Consider the following 15,666-nt stretch of genomic DNA (forward strand, 5'->3'; position numbering starts at 1 on the left):
CGTTCACCCCTTGTTGTTGATGCCCACGTTGCTGACCCTCTTGCTACTGCCTGTTGCCTGGCTCTATGCCGGAGTAATGCACGTGCGCAACTGGTTGTATGGCCAGGGAATCAAGAAAAGTGAGCAGTTTCCGATACCCGTGGTAAATGTGGGTAATCTGCGGGTAGGCGGCACCGGCAAAACACCTCACGTAGTCTGGCTGACGCGCCAGTTGCTCCGGCACGGTCAGCACCCGGCTATTCTGAGCCGGGGCTATGGCCGTCAGACCCGCGGCTACCGCCTCGCTACCCCTTCCGATACCGCCCAAACCATTGGCGACGAGCCCCAACAGTATGTGCAGGAGTTTGCCGAACAAGTACTTGTAGCCGTGAGCGAAGATCGGTGCGCGGGCATCCGGCGGCTGCTGGCCCTACCTCAGCCGCCCACCGCCGTGGTGCTCGACGATGCCTATCAGCACCGCCACGTGCGCCCTACCCTCAACCTGTTGCTAACGGAGCAGCAGCGCCCATTTTACGAGGACCATGTGCTGCCCGCCGGACGCCTGCGCGAAAGCCGCGCTGGCGCCCAACGGGCCGACGCCGTGCTTATTACCAAGTGCGACCCTCACCTTGGCGCTGAGCAGCAGCAGGAAATTATGCGGCGTGTGCGGCGCTATGCCCGACCCCAGGTGCCGGTTTTATTCTCCGCGTACCAATACGGTGCTCCGGTGGCCGTACATCAACCGCAGAATATCGAAAGCCAAGCTATAATACTACTAACGGGTGTTGCTAATCCGGCGCCGCTACGCACATATTTGGAGTCGGCGGGGTACCAGATTGTAAGCCACGCCGCCTTTGCCGACCACCATTTGTTCAGCGAAACGGAGCTTCGACAGGTAGCTGCGCAATTACGGCCGGGCGTTAGCGTTTTCACCACGCAAAAAGATGCAGCCCGCCTACAAGTGCCCGCGTTGCGGGCGGTAGTAGCCAACTGGCCTTTATTTTATATTCCGATTGACGTGCAGTTTTTGGCCGATGGCGAAAGCCGTTTGCTGGCGCTGCTAACACCTATTTTTCAGCCCCACGCTGTTGTCTGATTTGTTTCGTTTTTTGCTCGTAAGCCGGCTGCTGCGCCGGTTGTTGTCGTTGTCGCCGACCCGGCGAAGCTGGCTAGTGCCGGTGGTTATAGTGATGTGGCTGTTCCCTCTGGTCACCCGCGCCCAGATTGTAGACGACTCCACCAAGGTGCTCTATGGTCCCAAAACTACGTTCATCATTCGGGAGGCCGACGTGCTGCGCGACACCATCACGCCGGTGATGGTGGATACCACCCTCACGCGCCTACCCCAACAGCGCTACTGGCTGCACGATAGCACGTTTCAGCAGGACCTGGGCAACCTGGGCACTGCCACCCGGCCGCTGTTGTGGCAGACCAATACGCAACTGGGCAACCGCCTGGGCCGCAACGTGTTCGATAAGTACGCCATCAACCCGGCTACCATTCCCTACTACGATACCCGCTCGCCCTACTCGTATTTTCAGTTTAATCTGGGGAGTACCGGCGAGTCGACGTTCCGACTGTCCTACGCGCGCAGTGTGAAGAAGTACTTCAACGTGGGTGCGGTGTATGAGCGGTTTACGTCGACCAAAACGCTGGCCGACGTAACGGGCCGCAACGACTTGGTGCGCCATACCAACGTGCTGGTATTCATGCGCTACCAGTCGCCCAACGACCGGTACCACGGCCTGTTCAACGTCACCACCTCCCGGCACCGCGCCATTGAGCAGGGCGGCATCCGGCGCAATAGCGACCCAATAGCAGCCGATACATTGCTTGATAAAGGGTTATTGTTTATACAACCCAGCACGCAGACAGTATGGTTGCAGACAGGGGCCGGGGGCGCCACCGCCGCTAACGAAGAGGAGCGCAACAACGTGCACCTGGCGCACACCTACCGGCTGCTGGGGCAGGGCCTCACGGCCTTTCACGTGCTGGACTACAACTCCCAGCGTAATCGCTTCTACGACAACGGTATCGTGCGGGCGAACGGCCAGCCGGTGTATCCCGGCTACCCCAATACCTTCCTCAACCTCACGAAGACCAATGATATTGCCACCTACCACCAGATAGAAAACACGCTCGGCTTTCTGGGGACTACCACCTGGAAAGGGTCGTTGGTGGAGTACCGCGTGTATGCCCGCCGCCGCGACATCAGCCTCCGTATGGAAAGTCTGTTTTCTACCATCACTGGAACAGATTCGGCGGGTCGCTCGCCGCAACTGCCGTATCCCAGCACCCCTACCCCAGCTGATGTGCGTAAGCTGGATCCTCTGAAAGTATACCGAGGCGAAGGGAAAGCAATTGCAGGCCAGGTGTTTGTGGGTGGCAATGCAGCTTTCAACTACAAGCAATTTGCTATTCAAGGCGAAGCAGAATATCTAGTGCTCAACAAGGAATACCGCCTGCGCGGGCAGGCCCGATTGGGGCCGCTGACAGGGGAAGTGCTGCTGGTTGGCTATTCGCCTACCCTCACGCAACAGCTGTATAGCGGAAATCATTTTAAATGGGACTATCGACCAAGCGAAGCCGATACAACTTTGAATAACACTGACATACAGCAGTTTTCAGCTCATATTTCACAGAAACTGGGTCGTCATCATTTTAATGCTTCTGGCTCATTTATAAGTATCCTTAATTTAGTATATTATAATATTGATGGGAAGCCGCGAAATTCTAGTGCACAACAACTCGTAACCCTCACCGCTCGGCACCGCTTCAACTACGGCAAGGTATACTTCGACAACCAGGGCACCTATACGCTCGGCGGCCAGGGAACTGGCAACAACGACCCGATTCGCATTCCAACGCTGGTGTCGCTGTCGCGGGTGTACTACCAGAACGAGATTTTCCGCAAGGCGCTGTTCGGGCAGATTGGGGCCGAGATGTACTACCAGTCGAGCTACCGGGCCTACCAGTACAGCCCTAGCACCCAGCAGTTTTACCTGCAAAACAGCTTCGAGATTCGCAACTATCCGGTTATCAACGTGTTTCTGGCTGCCGACGTGAAAACCGTAGGCGTATTTGTGAAGGTGGCCTACCTTAACCAGGGCCTGGCCGGCAACGGCTACTTTACCACCCCCTACTACACCGCCCAGCAGCGCCGCATCCAGTTCGGTATCCGCTGGCAGTTCTTTAACTAGAGGTGAGATGGTGAGATGGTGAAATAGCGAGTTTTATGTTCTGTTAGTGCAGTTTGCGCAAGCGGCGCATCCAGAACATAAAACTCATTATTTCACCATCTCACTATCTCACCATTTTCTCTCCCATGAAAGAAAAAACCATCCTCAAGCTCAAGCTGAATACCGACCCGCGGTGGGTGGATATTGCCAGCAAAAACATCGAAGACATTCTCGTCGACCACGCGTATTGCGAGCAGAAGGCGGCCAGCACCGGCATTTCGCTGATTGTGAAGTACCCCGAGAAAACGCGGCTGGTAGACGAGCTGACGCTGCTGGTGGCCGAGGAGTGGAGCCACTTCGAGCGGGTGCTGGAGGAGCTGCGCAAGCGCGGCCACCAGCTAGGCCGCCCCCGCCGCGACGAGTACGTGGTGCAGCTCATGACGCACGTGCGCAAGGGCGGCGCCCGCGAGCGGCAGCTCATGGACCAACTCCTAGTATCGGCCCTGATTGAGGCGCGCAGCTGCGAGCGATTTAAGCTGCTCTGGAAACACATTCCCGACCCCGAGCTGAGCCAGTTCTACTACGAGCTGATGGTGTCCGAAGCCGGCCACTTTGTGAGCTACGTAGACCTAGCCAAAGAATATTGTGACCCCAAGGAGGTGGACACGCGCCTGCAAGAGCTGCTGAAAATCGAGGGCGACATCGTGACCAGCCTGCCCGTGCGCGACGACCGGATGCACTAATCCTCAGGTAAATAGGAAAAAGCACGGAGAAATTGCCAACGGACGTAAAACGTCCTATATTGGCTTTTATGAATATACGCTACTCCTTCCTGCTTTTCTTATTCTGGTTGCCTTTGGGGGCGTGGGCGCAGGGGCCGATGCCTGTGTCCCGGCAGCTTAATTTTTGTGGTCAGCCCTATACGGCGCCGGTGGGCTGCGTGGCCGTCACGGAGCACGAGCTGGCCTGCGAGGATGCGCAGCTAAGCTGGGTCTACCTCGATTTCAAGGACTACCGCGCCCTGGGCGAGGAGTACATAGCGCAGGTGCGGCGCGGACTAAAAGGCGTTCATCAAGAACCGGCTACTTTCTACCTGCTTGGCAATGAGGTGAAGGGGTATAAGCTAACGTATAAGAACTTTAATGGGTTGGCCTATAGACTCGTAGCGTGCAGTGTGGTGAACGGGCAGCCGCTGGTGATACAACTCACCACGCCCACCGACCCGGTAAGCAACGCGGCCATTCCGGCGTTTGCGCAGCAATTTGTGCGGGTGAGCAAGTAATACCTGGCGTCAGCGGTGCAGGAAGAATGGGTAGGGTGTGAAACTTGGTGCCGGCACGCAGCTTTGGCAGTGGGTTGCAGTCTTTGCAATACGCTGGAATGGCCGCAACTATTCAGCAAAAACTACGGTACTGCCGGATACTCCGTCCTTCGCTTCCATTCACCAAAACCCTACCCTATGCTGCTTTTCCAACGACTCTGTTTGTTGGCTGGCGTTAGCGCCGTCTTGTGTGGCGCCGGCTCCGGTGCCTACGCCCAAGCGCCAGCCAGTACTACCCCCGAGGTGCGCAAAGCGCCCATCATGAGCCGGTGGGAAAAGAAAGTAACCCCCGACAACGCTTGGCGCGAGTATCCGCGCCCCCAACTAGTACGCCCGCAGTGGCAAAACCTAAACGGGCAGTGGGACTACGCCATCACCACTCAAACGGTGCCCGCGCCTACCTCGTTCGAGGGGAAGATTCTGGTACCTTTCTGCATAGAATCGACCCTGTCGGGCGTGACCAAGCCCCTGCGCCCTGAGCAGCGCCTGTGGTACCGCCGCTTCCTGCAAGTGCCCACGCAGTGGCAGGGCCAGCGGGTGCTGCTGCACTTCGGGGCCGTAGACTACGAGTGCAGCCTGTGGCTGAACGGCGGACTGGTAGGCAGCCACACCGGCGGCTCCGACCCGTTCAGCTTCGACATTACGGACTTTCTGAAAACCGACGGCGACAACGAACTGGTGCTGGGCGTGACTGACCCGAGCTCTACCGGCGAGCAGCCCCGCGGCAAGCAGGTCACCAACCCCGAGGGTATTTGGTACACGCCCGTATCGGGTATCTGGCAAACGGTGTGGATGGAGCCTGTGCCCACAGCCGGCTACCTCGAAGAGGTGCGCCTCACGCCCGAGGTAGACTCCAGCCGCTTGCGCGTGGAGGCGCTTTTGCACCGCCCCGTGAGCGAACGGAACTACACCAGCGCTATCCGCGTCACGGCCATGGATGGGAAGAAAACGGTGGCCAGCACGGTGGTGAAGGTAGGGCAGGTGGCCTACCTCAACATTGCCAAACCCAAGCTCTGGTCGCCCGATAAGCCGTTTCTGTATGATGTGAAAACGGAACTGGTGACCGTAGAAGACCCCTTCGGCGACATGGAGCGCAACAAGCGCCCCCGCAACGGGCGGCCCCTGGCCGATGCCTACGCCAAAGCCAATGTGGTAGGTGCACCCACCGACGTGGTGACGGGCTACTTTGCCATGCGTAAGATTTCGCTGGGGCCAGGGCCGGTGCCGGGCCAGCCAGTGTTGCTGCTCAACGATAAGTTTGTGTTTCAGAACGGCCCGCTCGACCAGGGCTGGTGGCCGGCCGGGCTGCTCACGCCGCCTTCGGATGAGGCCATGATTTTCGAGATTGACTTCCTGAAGCAGTCCGGCTTCAACATGCTGCGCAAGCACATCAAGGTAGAGCCCGACCGCTACTACTACCAGGCCGACCGCCTGGGCATCCTGATCTGGCAGGACATGCCCTCCGGCTTCCTCGACCATACCTCCCAAAACGACCACAACGGCGTAAAGCAGGAACCTCTGCGCCGCTCCCTGGCCAAGGAGCAGTTTGAGCTGGAGCTGCACCGCATGATTGACCGCCTCTACAACCACCCCAGCATCGTGACCTGGGTGGTGCACAATGAAGGCTGGGGTGAATATGACAACCAGCGCCTCGCTGCCCAAACGCAGAAACTTGACCCGAGCCGCCTGGTAAACGCCGTGAGCGGCTGGAACGACCGGGGCGCCGGCGACTTCTTCGACATCCATACCTACGAGGAGGAGCCCCGTGCCCCGGAGGCCAAACCCAACCGCGCCGTGGTGATAGGGGAGTTTGGCGGCATTGGCTGGCCCATTGAAGGACACCTCTGGAACCCCGAGATGCGTAACTGGGGCTACCAAACCTACCACGATGCCAAAGCCGTGGAAGACGCCTACCGGAAGAAATACGCCAAAATCATTGACTACTACCAGAATCGGGCACTTTCGGCTGCTGTCTATACCCAAACCACTGATGTGGAAGGCGAAATCAACGGCCTGCTGACGTATGACCGGGAGGTTATCAAAATCCCGGTGAAAACGCTGCGCAAGATTCACGCACCGCTATTCAAGGAGGTGAAGTAAGCCCTACCTCTCGTATCTGTTGTTGTAGTTCGCTTATGCGCAGCGTAACAACCCGACGAAGACGCGGAATAAATGCCGTTTACTAAAAGCGCGCCGTTGCTGATTATGCCAGCAACGGCGCGCTTTTGGTTTAAGGAATCAATGTACAAGAATTTATAAATCAGGCCGCCTTACAGCACTATTCCCCCGGTTACCTCCAGGCGCTGGCCATTGAGCCAGCGGGCCGCATCGGTGCAGAGGAAAGCGACGATGCCGCCGATATCGTCGGGCTCGGCCGTGCGGCCCAGAGCCGTGGCTTGGGCCACCCAGGCGCGCATCTCGGGCGTATCCGGCATCGCGCCGCCACCAAATACGGCGCCGGGCGCAACCACGTTGGCCGCAATGCCCCGACTGCCCAACTCCACGGCCAAGTAGCGGGTGAAAACTTCCACCGCCCCTTTCATGCTGGCGTAGGCTGAAAAGCCCGCATAGGAACTACGCGCGGACACTGTGGAAATGTTGATGATACGGCCGCCGTCGCGCAGCAGGGGCAGCGCCTTTTGCGTGAGGAAGTACACGCCCTTGAGGTGGATGTTGAGCATCTCATCAAACTGCGCTTCCGTTGTTTCAGCAATGGGGGCGCTCAGGCTGGTGCCGGCGTTGTTGATGAGAAAGTCGAACCGATCGGTACCAAAAGTGTCGGCCAGCACCGCGGCAACCTGGTCGAAAAAGGCGCCAAAGGTATTGATATCAGCCACGTTTAGGGGTAGGGCTACGGCGCGGTGGCCCAGGGCTTCAATTTCGGCAACTACGGCGGCGGCTTCGGCCTGCTGGCTGCGGTAGGTGAGGATAACATCGATGCCCTGCTGGGCTAGTTTCAGGGCCATGTCTTTGCCTAAGCCCCGGCTGCCGCCGGTTACGAGTGCTATGTTGGAAGTGCTCATAGAAGCGCATTTGTGGTGTTAATTGAACACGACAAAGGTCTCCCGAGCAGCTTCCTGCGATGTTGTACTCGTCAATCCGCTTATTGTAGAAATCAAATCGGCACGGCTTCCTGCGCCCGAAAAGCGCCGGGGCTCAGGGTGGCATAGCGGCGGAAAGAGTGCGAGAAGTGCGCCACGTCGACAAAGCCCAGGCTGTCGGCAATTTCCCAGAGCGTCCAGTCGGTTTGGCGCAGCAGGGCCTTGGCCTCCTGCGCCCGCCGCCCGCTGATGAGGTCGGTGGTGGTACGACCGGTACTGTCTTTCAGTACTTTATTGAGGTGGTTGACGTGTACGGCCAGTTGATCGGCAAAATCCTTGGCCGTGCGCAGCGACACGCGCTGTTGGGGCGTGGTAAGCGGAAACTGCCGCTCCAGCAGTTCCACGAAGCGCGAGCTGAGCCGGGCCGCCGCCGAGTGGGCGGGATGCAGCGCCGTGCTGGGCTGCCGCCTCTGCCCCAGGTGCAGCAACTCCAACACGTAGGCCCGCAGCAGGTCATACTTGTAGGCGTAGTCGGAGGATAATTCCTCGTGCATCTTCGCGAAAATGGCCTCTACCCGTGCTACCTCAACCGGGGTTAGCTGAAATACAAGGTAGCCATCGGCCCGGAACAGGGGCAGCTCGTCGGGGGTAAGCCCCCCAAGGACTGGTAGTAAAAATTCGGCCGTGAAAAGGCAGAACTGCCCCCGCTGCATTTCGGCGGGTCGCCACTGAAACGAGACTTTAGGCGTCGAAAACACCAGGGTGTCGGGCGCAATATCAATAGTCTGATCAGCGTATTCGGCGCGGCTGTGACTGCGCAACAAGCTGATTTTGTAGAACGAGCGGCAGGGGTAGGACGTGCCGGGCCGCAGTTGGGCGGACTGCCAGAAGTTGGTCAAATCAAACACATTGAAATGGCCGACCTCGCGCTGAATGCCTCCGGGCAGCAGGGCGCTCAGGTCGAGTCCGGTGCAGGGAGCCAGTTCCTGATACAGGTCCTGTAGGGCAGCAGTCGTCATGGCGGTGGGTTGCTTTGTAAGATTCAAAGCAACCCACAACCGGCCGCAAAGTTTGCCGGTATCTGCGCGTCAGGCCAAAGCCAACAGCACGACGCTCAGATGTCGGCTACTGCGCTGTGCCTACCTGCGCTGAGGCCGTTTTCAAGGCCAGCAACGCCCCATCCGACACGTCGCCGAACAGCGATACACCGGCTGCGCCGTTGCGCAGGGCGTTGGTAATGCCTTGCTGCACCTCCGCGTCGTTCTTGAAATCGGGGAGAAAGAGGCCGGCGTAGAGCGGAAATTTGCCGTTGAGGGCCTGCACGCCTTCGGCCACGGCTTGCCCAATCCAGGCTACGTTTTCTTTGTAGAACCCGTGGTAGATCATGGGGCACACGCCGCTGATGTTCCAGTTCACCCAGTCCTGCTTCACGTTGCGGTGGGCAATGTCGGGGGTAGGGAACACGGCGGCCGTCATGGGTTTCTTGTACTTCTGAGCCACCTTCATTAGGCGCTCTACCACCCGGTTCACGCGCTGGTAGCGAAACACCCGCCACGAGGGGCTGGCCTCCGGATACTGCACCGTGTCGATATCAATACCATGTTCGGCCTTATAAGCGGCTTTGCAGACCGGGCAGTAGCAGAAATCGTACTCCGGCAGCTCGCTGGTTTGCACAATCTTGTACTTGTCCCACAGGTTTACGGGCAGAATTACGTCGCAGAAGCGCACGTAGTCGAGGTGCACGCCGTCTACGTAGTCCTTTTTCAGGGCGGCTTCGTAGTCGTCGGCCAGGTACTGTTTCACCTCCTCGCGCGAGGGGCACAGCCAGCGGTAGTAATCTACGTAGGGTGGGTGGGTGGCGCAGGATTTGCCCGTGCGGCTCACGGCGTACCACTCGGGATGGGCCGCCAGCAAGGACTTTTCGCCGCGGTTCATGGTCCAGATCCAGCGGTGAGCCTCCAGCTTCTGGGCTTTAGCGGCGCGGCAGTGCTTTTCACTGTCGGCCTCGAAGAAAATGCCGCGCACGCCCGCGTCGTAATACTTGCGGTAGCGCTCGGCCAGCTGTTGCTCGGTGTCTTTGGCATCGGGGTTAGTCCATACCCAGTGCTTCCAGCGGGTTTTGGGCGCGGCTGCGGGCACGGCCGCGGCGGCCACACTGGGTAGGAGTGAGGCGGAGAGGCCCGCTACTACGCTGTTTTTAACAAAATTCCGCCGGGTTGTCATAGAGGTTGAGGGTTTTGGAGGTAGGGCAAAGAAAGTCAAGGCGAATATAATAGTACTGTCATCCTGAGTGCAGCGAAGGACCTTATGCCAGTTGAACGAGTCGTTGGTACGCTTGCCGTTCACACGTGATAAGGTCCTTCGCTGCACTCAGGATGACAGATGATATTTCCAATAACGGCCTAGGTTTTCTGCTTCTTCTTCTTGGCCGCGGGGAAGAGTACGTTGTTGAGAATCAGGCGGTAGCCGGGAGAGTTGGGGTGCAGGGACAGGTCGGTAGGCTCTTCCTCTACCATGTGCTGGTAGTCCTCGGGGTCGTGGCCGCCGTAGAACGTCCAGGTGCCTTTGCCCAGCGTGCCGTGCATGTAGCGCACCTCGCCGGAGGCCTTGTTTTCGCCCATTATCACCACGTCGGGCTTGATGAGCGACTTGCGAAACGCGGTGGTCTGACCCATAAAGCCTTTTATCACCTTCTCGTGGTCCTGCGTGAGCATGGTGGGCACGGGGTCGTACTTGGCCGAAAACGTGAACAGCTGGAAGTAGTCGTTTCCCTCGTACACGCCCCGCTCGGCGGGCTGCATGTCGATGTTGGAGAATTCGTACTCGTATGGGTCGCGCACGATCTGGAAGTTCTGGAAGGCCAGCGTGCGGTTGAAGTTGAGCTTGCTTTGGGCCTGCGGATCGGCCGGGTCGCCGTCGTACATGCTTTCCACCATGTCTACGCCCAGGCCGGCCAGGGCAATGTCGTAGGTGTCGGTGGCGCCGCACATGGCAAACATGAAGCCGCCACCGGCAATAAAGGCCTGCATTTTGGTCACCACGGCGCCTTTCATCTCGCTCACCTTGGCAAAGCCGTTGCGCTTGGCCGCGGCTTCGGAGTCGCGCTGCTGCTGCTGGTACCAGGGCCGGAAGCGGTAGTTGCGGTAGAATTTGCCGTACTCGCCCGTAAAGTCTTCGTGGTGGATGTGCAGCCAGTCGTACTTGGGCAGGTCGCCGCGCAGCACTTCGTCGTCGTAAATCTGGGTGTAGGGAATTTCGGCGTAGGCCAGCACCAGCGTCACGGCATCGTCCCAGGGCTGCTTGCCTTTGGGCGTGTACACCGCAATTTTGGGTACCTTCTCCAGCTTCATGATGTCCATGTTGGCGTTAGGGTCGGCAATCTGGCTGAGTACGCCCGTGTACTGCGCCTCCGAAATCACCTGGTAGGTGACGCCGCGCACGGCCAGCTCGTTTTCGGCGCCGGCCACCGCGTCGAAGGCAAAGGCCCCGCCCCGGTAGTTCAGGAGCCAGTCCACTTCCACCTGCTTGCCCAGCAGCCAGTAGGCAATGCCGTAGGCCTTCAGGTGCTCTTTCTGCGCCTCATCCATGGGGATGAGAATATGGTTGGCCCAGGCCGCCACGGGCGCGCCTACCCAGAGAGCGACCAGCAGCAGAAGAGGAGAAAAACGCTTCAACATCATAGCTTCAACAACTAAAAACCGCGAAAAAAGAACAACGCGCTCAGCCCAAAAAACGAGATAAAAGCCCGTATCGCATCTAAACAAATGTAGCGAAACGGGGCGGGAGTTGTGCTGAAAGCGCCTACCTTGCACTACCCACTATCCAGCGCGTTGCCGGGTAGCTGCACCACGTTTTGCCATGCACTTTTTAGAAAACATAAAGGAGGCGTTCCGTTCCATCCGGAGTAACCTGTTGCGCACCATCCTCACGGCGCTCATCGTGAGCATTGGTATCATGGCGCTGGTTGGCATTCTGACGGCCATCGACGCCATGAAGTTCTCGTTGAGCCAGACATTTGCCAGCCTGGGGGCTAACTCATTTGAAATCAGTGCGAAAGGATATAACAACCGCTCCCGGCGCGGGGGCGTGCAGGAGAAAGTCTACCCGGTTATCAACTATTTGCAGGCCCGCCAATACAAGCAACAGATCGGCGACGAGGGGAGGGTGGGCATCTCGGCCTTTATTTCGGGAGCAGTGGAAGTGAAGGCGGGTAGCGAGAAGACCAACCCCAACATGCGCGTAGTGGCCGGCGACGACAACTACCTGTTGATCCAGAGCTTTAACCTGCTGGCCGGCCGTACCTTCTCAGCGTCTGAGCTGGAAAGCGGCGCCAACGTGGCCATTGTGGGCCAGGAAATTAAGGATAAACTATTCCCAAGCCAGAGCCCGATAGGACACTATGTATACCTGATGGGACGCCGCTTCTTGGTAGTTGGTCAGCTGGAAAAAAGTGGCAGCACCATGGGCGGCGGTGGCGCCGACCGCACCGTACTGATTCCGTTGGAAACCGGCAACCAGATGCCGCGCCAGCAAGCCCTGAACTACGAAATCAAAACCGCTACCCCCGACCCCAACAACCTCACCTACCTCACGGGCTTGGCCACCGGCACCATGCGCGCCGTGCGCCACGATGCCTTGGGCCAACCCGATTCTTTTGAGGTAGAGCGTAGCGACTCGCTGGCCTCTAAACTCGATGAGCTGTCGGGCAACATTCGCATTGGGGGCTTTCTGGTAGGATTTATCACGCTGCTTGGGGCCAGCATTGCCCTTATGAATATCATGATGGTGTCGGTGACGGAGCGTACTCGCGAAATTGGTATTCGCAAGGCATTGGGCGCTACCTCCCGCCAGATCCGGCAGCAGTTTCTGATGGAGGCCATTGTGATTTGTCTGCTGGGAGGAGCATTGGGCGTGGCGCTGGGTGTGGCCATGGGCAATGGCGTGATGCTATTTGTGGGCGGCGGCGGCTTTCTGGTGCCTTGGCTCTGGATTATGCTGGGCCTGCTCATTTGTGTGAGCGTGGGGTTGGCCTCGGGTTACTACCCCGCCAGCAAAGCCGCCCGGCTCGACCCTATTGAGTCACTTCGCTACGAGTAACCATTTAGGCTTTCGCACGGAATCAGGGGAGTTGAAAGGAGTTCATGGAAACTCTTTTCAACTCCCTTTTTTAACGCCCTTAACTCTGCGTGCAAGAAGAATATACAAATGTTGTTATTATGGATATGTAAAAACAAGTATATATTTGTGCTTCCACAGAAGGTAGCATATATGGCCACAGGCAGCACGGTAGGGCAACGAATCAGTCAGTTGATAGCACAATTGGGTATCTCCAAAAATGCTTTTGCAATGTCATTGGATAAAACGGCAACGGTCATCCAACACCTTGTAGACGAACGTAATAAGCCAGGATTTGACCTTTTGTGTAAGATATTTGAAACGTATCCAGCGGTGTCAAAAGACTGGCTGATGCAGGGAGAAGGTACTATGTTTGCCACCATGGTGGCTCCCGCCGAAGCAGCGCAGCTTGTAGCCACTCCTCCGGTAGCTGCTACCGCACCAGCACCCGTAGAAGAACTACCCAATCCGGCGCCCGTAGCGCCTACCCCCGCCACGCCAACACCGGCGCCGGCCCCGGTGGCCCCCGAGCCGGTAGCACAAGCGCCAACGCCTGCACCAGCAGCCCCCAAGCCGGTAACTCCGGCCCCAGCGGCGCCAATTGCCTCGCTACCCCCAACGCCAGCGCCTGTTGTGGCTGCTCCCGCTGCGTCCGATGCTAGCTGGCAAACGGCCCTCTACACGCAACAAATGGCGCATCAATTAGCTATGGCTGAAATGCGCAACCAGCATTTGCAGGAGCAGCAACGCATGATGCAACAAATGATGGAATTGATGCAGCGGCAACTTAGCTAAGGTTGCTACCCACTTAAGCTGTTATAAAGCACTGGCATCTGCCGGTGCTTTTTTTTTGAAGCGTAAGGCGATGCTGCGTTTTGTGTAGCATTCCCCGCAGTTTGTATACGCCTGGAGGCTGGTCGACACCTGACCTTTGTTGAGCAAAAAGATAGTTCAACAAATAGGTATAACAGCATCATGAGCAGTATCAAACAAGTAGCCCTGGGCAGCCAGGGACTGGAAGTGCCCGTCGAAGGATTGGGCTGCATGGGCATGACGGGCGGCATCAACGGCATGAGCGTGTACGGTGAAGCCGACGAGCAGGAAAGCTTGGCTACCCTGCACCGCGCCCTGGAGCTGGGCGTGAACATGCTGGACACCGCCGACCTATACGGTCCCATGCTCAACGAACGGCTGATCAGCAAAGCTCTGGCCGGCCAGCGCGAGAAGTACATCGTGGCTACCAAGTTCGGCTTCGAGGTAGACGACCAGGAAAACTGGACCGGCGGCTATAACGGCCGCCCCGAGTACGTGCGCAAGTCCATCGAGCGTTCCTTGCGCAACCTTGGCACTGACTACGTGGACCTCTATTACCTGCACCGCGTCGACCCCAACACGCCCCTTGAGGAAACGGTAGGGGCCATGAGCCGGCTGGTGGAGGAAGGTAAAGTGCGCTATCTGGGGCTAAGCGAAGTATCCGCCGACGAGCTGCACCGGGCGCACCAAGTGCATCCCATCACGGCCCTGCAAACGGAGTACTCACTCTTCGACCGCGGCGTGGAGGAAAAGGGCACGTTGCAGGCGGCCCGGCAGCTAGGCGTTGGCTTCGTGGCCTACTCGCCGTTGGGTAGGGGCTTTTTATCCGGCGACATCAAAACGCCCGACGACTTTGAGCCCAACGATTCGCGCCGTTTCTTCCCGCGCTACCAGGGCGAAAACTTCTACAAGAATGTGGCGCTGGTGGAAAAGCTGCAAACGCTGGCCCAGGCGAAAGGCGTTACGGCGGCACAGCTCGCCCTGGCCTGGGTGCTGGCGCAGGAGGTGGTCGTCATTCCCGGCACCAAGCGCCGCAAGTACCTGGAGCAGAACGTGGCCGCCGCCAGCATCGTGCTGACGCAGCAAGAACTGGCCGAACTAGAAGCCATTATGCCCGTGGGTAGTACGGCCGGCGCCGCCTACCCGGAAGGGCTGTAAACCAGAAAAGCGGGCAAGGTGCGCCCGCAACGAAACATTGCAACTGCTTTGGCATTACTACAATGCCAAAGCAGCTGTATTTCTACCCATACACCGCTTCCACTTCAAGCCAGAATATGAAGCCATCAGCGAAAGAATTTCAATTGCTTGCCTCCGTATCGGACTTTACGCAGCACTTTGGCTTTCCCGAGCCCGTGCACCCGTTGCTGACGGTCATCGACTTAGAGAAAAACCGCCACCTCACGCCGCCTACCATGCCGGCGCTGCGGCAGCTCTACATCATTGCCCTGAAGAAAAACCTGCGCGGCCAGATGCAGTACGGCCGGCAGAGCTACGATTTCAGCAATGGTATGCTGGGATTCTACGCGCCCGGCCAGCTCTGCGAAGGCAACGACGGGCTGGATATTTCAGAGTTGAGTGGCTGGATGCTGGTTTTTCATCCCGATCTGCTGGCGAAGTATCCGTTGGGGAAGAAAATCACCAACTACGGCTTTTTCTCCTACCAGGTGCACGAGGCTCTGCACCTTGCAGCCCATGAGGAAAGCGCACTAGCTGGGCTGATTAACGGAATACGGCGGGAATGTGAACAGCCCATCGACGCCTTTAGTCAGGACGTGCTGGTGTCGCAGCTCGATGTGCTGCTGAGCTACGCCAACCGCTTCTACCACCGGCAGTTCCTTACCCGCCGCACTGCCGAGCACGACCTGCTCAGCCGCTTCGAAGAGTTGCTGACCGCCTACTTTGCCCAGGATGACGGCGAGCAGCCGCTGCCTACTGTACAGTTCTTCGCCGATGCTCTGCACGTGTCGCCGGCCTACCTCAGCGACATGCTCCGCACCCTCACGGGGCAGAGCACCCAGCAGCATATACATCAGGCCCTAATCGAAAAAGCTAAACGCCTGCTGCTGTCCACCTCGCTGACTATCAACGAAACAGCCTTTCAGCTGGGCTTTGAGTATCCGCAGTATTTCAGCCGGCTGTTCAAAAGCAAAACTGGCCTGACACCCGCCGAATTCCGTTTTTCGGTGCAGTAGGGTAGGCATTCAACGAAGCGGTAGAA

Annotated in this window: 13 protein-coding genes; 9 read left to right on the forward strand and 4 right to left on the reverse strand. The window is 58.1% G+C overall.

What is annotated here, in order from left to right; genetic code table 11:
* Positions 1-19 precede the first annotated feature (19 nt).
* The 5 genes from lpxK (at position 20) to H8B15_RS10750 (ending at position 6,579) form a co-directional block, all read left to right on the forward strand.
* Positions 20-1,075: a tetraacyldisaccharide 4'-kinase gene (gene lpxK / locus H8B15_RS10730; RefSeq protein ID WP_187319689.1), complete on the forward strand. Its 1,056-nt coding sequence runs from the start codon at positions 20-22 to the stop codon at positions 1,073-1,075.
* The gene (locus tag H8B15_RS10735; RefSeq protein WP_187319690.1) at positions 1,068-3,179 is read left to right on the forward strand and encodes a putative porin; all 2,112 of its coding nucleotides are present in this window, start codon (positions 1,068-1,070) and stop codon (positions 3,177-3,179) included. Before lpxK ends, H8B15_RS10735 begins: the two co-directional genes overlap by 8 nt.
* Before the next feature lie 125 nt (positions 3,180-3,304).
* On the forward strand, positions 3,305-3,901 hold the full coding sequence (locus H8B15_RS10740; RefSeq protein WP_187319691.1) for a MiaE family protein: 597 nt from the start codon (positions 3,305-3,307) through the stop codon (positions 3,899-3,901).
* Between the two features lie 68 nt (positions 3,902-3,969).
* A complete protein-coding gene (locus tag H8B15_RS10745; protein WP_187319692.1) occupies positions 3,970-4,440 on the forward strand; it encodes a hypothetical protein in 471 nt (156 codons plus the stop codon).
* Between the two features lie 177 nt (positions 4,441-4,617).
* Positions 4,618-6,579, forward strand: a complete 1,962-nt coding sequence (locus H8B15_RS10750) for a glycoside hydrolase family 2 protein (protein WP_246455395.1) — start codon at positions 4,618-4,620, stop codon at positions 6,577-6,579.
* A gap of 170 nt (positions 6,580-6,749) precedes the next feature.
* Here H8B15_RS10750 and H8B15_RS10755 read toward each other — a convergent pair whose 3' ends face one another.
* The 4 genes from H8B15_RS10755 to H8B15_RS10770 all read right to left on the reverse strand — a co-directional run bounded on the left by H8B15_RS10755 (position 6,750) and on the right by H8B15_RS10770 (position 11,197).
* Positions 6,750-7,502, reverse strand: coding sequence for an SDR family NAD(P)-dependent oxidoreductase (locus H8B15_RS10755; RefSeq protein WP_187319693.1), 753 nt, complete (start codon positions 7,500-7,502; stop codon positions 6,750-6,752).
* A 92-nt stretch (positions 7,503-7,594) separates the two neighbouring features.
* Positions 7,595-8,539 (reverse strand): helix-turn-helix domain-containing protein, encoded by a 945-nt coding sequence (locus tag H8B15_RS10760; protein ID WP_187319694.1) that lies wholly within the window; start codon positions 8,537-8,539, stop codon positions 7,595-7,597.
* Positions 8,540-8,645: 106 nt separating this feature from the next.
* Positions 8,646-9,743: a family 10 glycosylhydrolase gene (locus H8B15_RS10765; RefSeq protein WP_187319695.1), complete on the reverse strand. Its 1,098-nt coding sequence runs from the start codon at positions 9,741-9,743 to the stop codon at positions 8,646-8,648.
* A gap of 179 nt (positions 9,744-9,922) precedes the next feature.
* Positions 9,923-11,197: an asparagine synthetase B gene (locus H8B15_RS10770; protein WP_187319831.1), complete on the reverse strand. Its 1,275-nt coding sequence runs from the start codon at positions 11,195-11,197 to the stop codon at positions 9,923-9,925.
* 181 nt (positions 11,198-11,378) lie between these two features.
* On the opposite strand from H8B15_RS10770, the gene H8B15_RS10775 reads away from it, so the two are divergent.
* From H8B15_RS10775 to H8B15_RS10790, 4 genes are all read left to right on the forward strand, one after another.
* The gene (locus H8B15_RS10775) at positions 11,379-12,617 is read left to right on the forward strand and encodes an ABC transporter permease (protein WP_187319696.1); all 1,239 of its coding nucleotides are present in this window, start codon (positions 11,379-11,381) and stop codon (positions 12,615-12,617) included.
* Positions 12,618-12,968: 351 nt separating this feature from the next.
* Positions 12,969-13,430 (forward strand): hypothetical protein, encoded by a 462-nt coding sequence (locus H8B15_RS10780; protein WP_187319843.1) that lies wholly within the window; start codon positions 12,969-12,971, stop codon positions 13,428-13,430.
* A 180-nt stretch (positions 13,431-13,610) separates the two neighbouring features.
* Positions 13,611-14,606 (forward strand): aldo/keto reductase, encoded by a 996-nt coding sequence (locus tag H8B15_RS10785; protein WP_187319697.1) that lies wholly within the window; start codon positions 13,611-13,613, stop codon positions 14,604-14,606.
* Between the two features lie 116 nt (positions 14,607-14,722).
* A complete protein-coding gene (locus tag H8B15_RS10790) occupies positions 14,723-15,640 on the forward strand; it encodes a helix-turn-helix domain-containing protein (RefSeq protein ID WP_187319698.1) in 918 nt (305 codons plus the stop codon).
* The last annotated feature ends 26 nt before the right edge of the window (positions 15,641-15,666 follow it).

It is taken from the genome of Hymenobacter citatus (assembly GCF_014333615.1).
Lineage (GTDB): Bacteria > Bacteroidota > Bacteroidia > Cytophagales > Hymenobacteraceae > Hymenobacter > Hymenobacter citatus.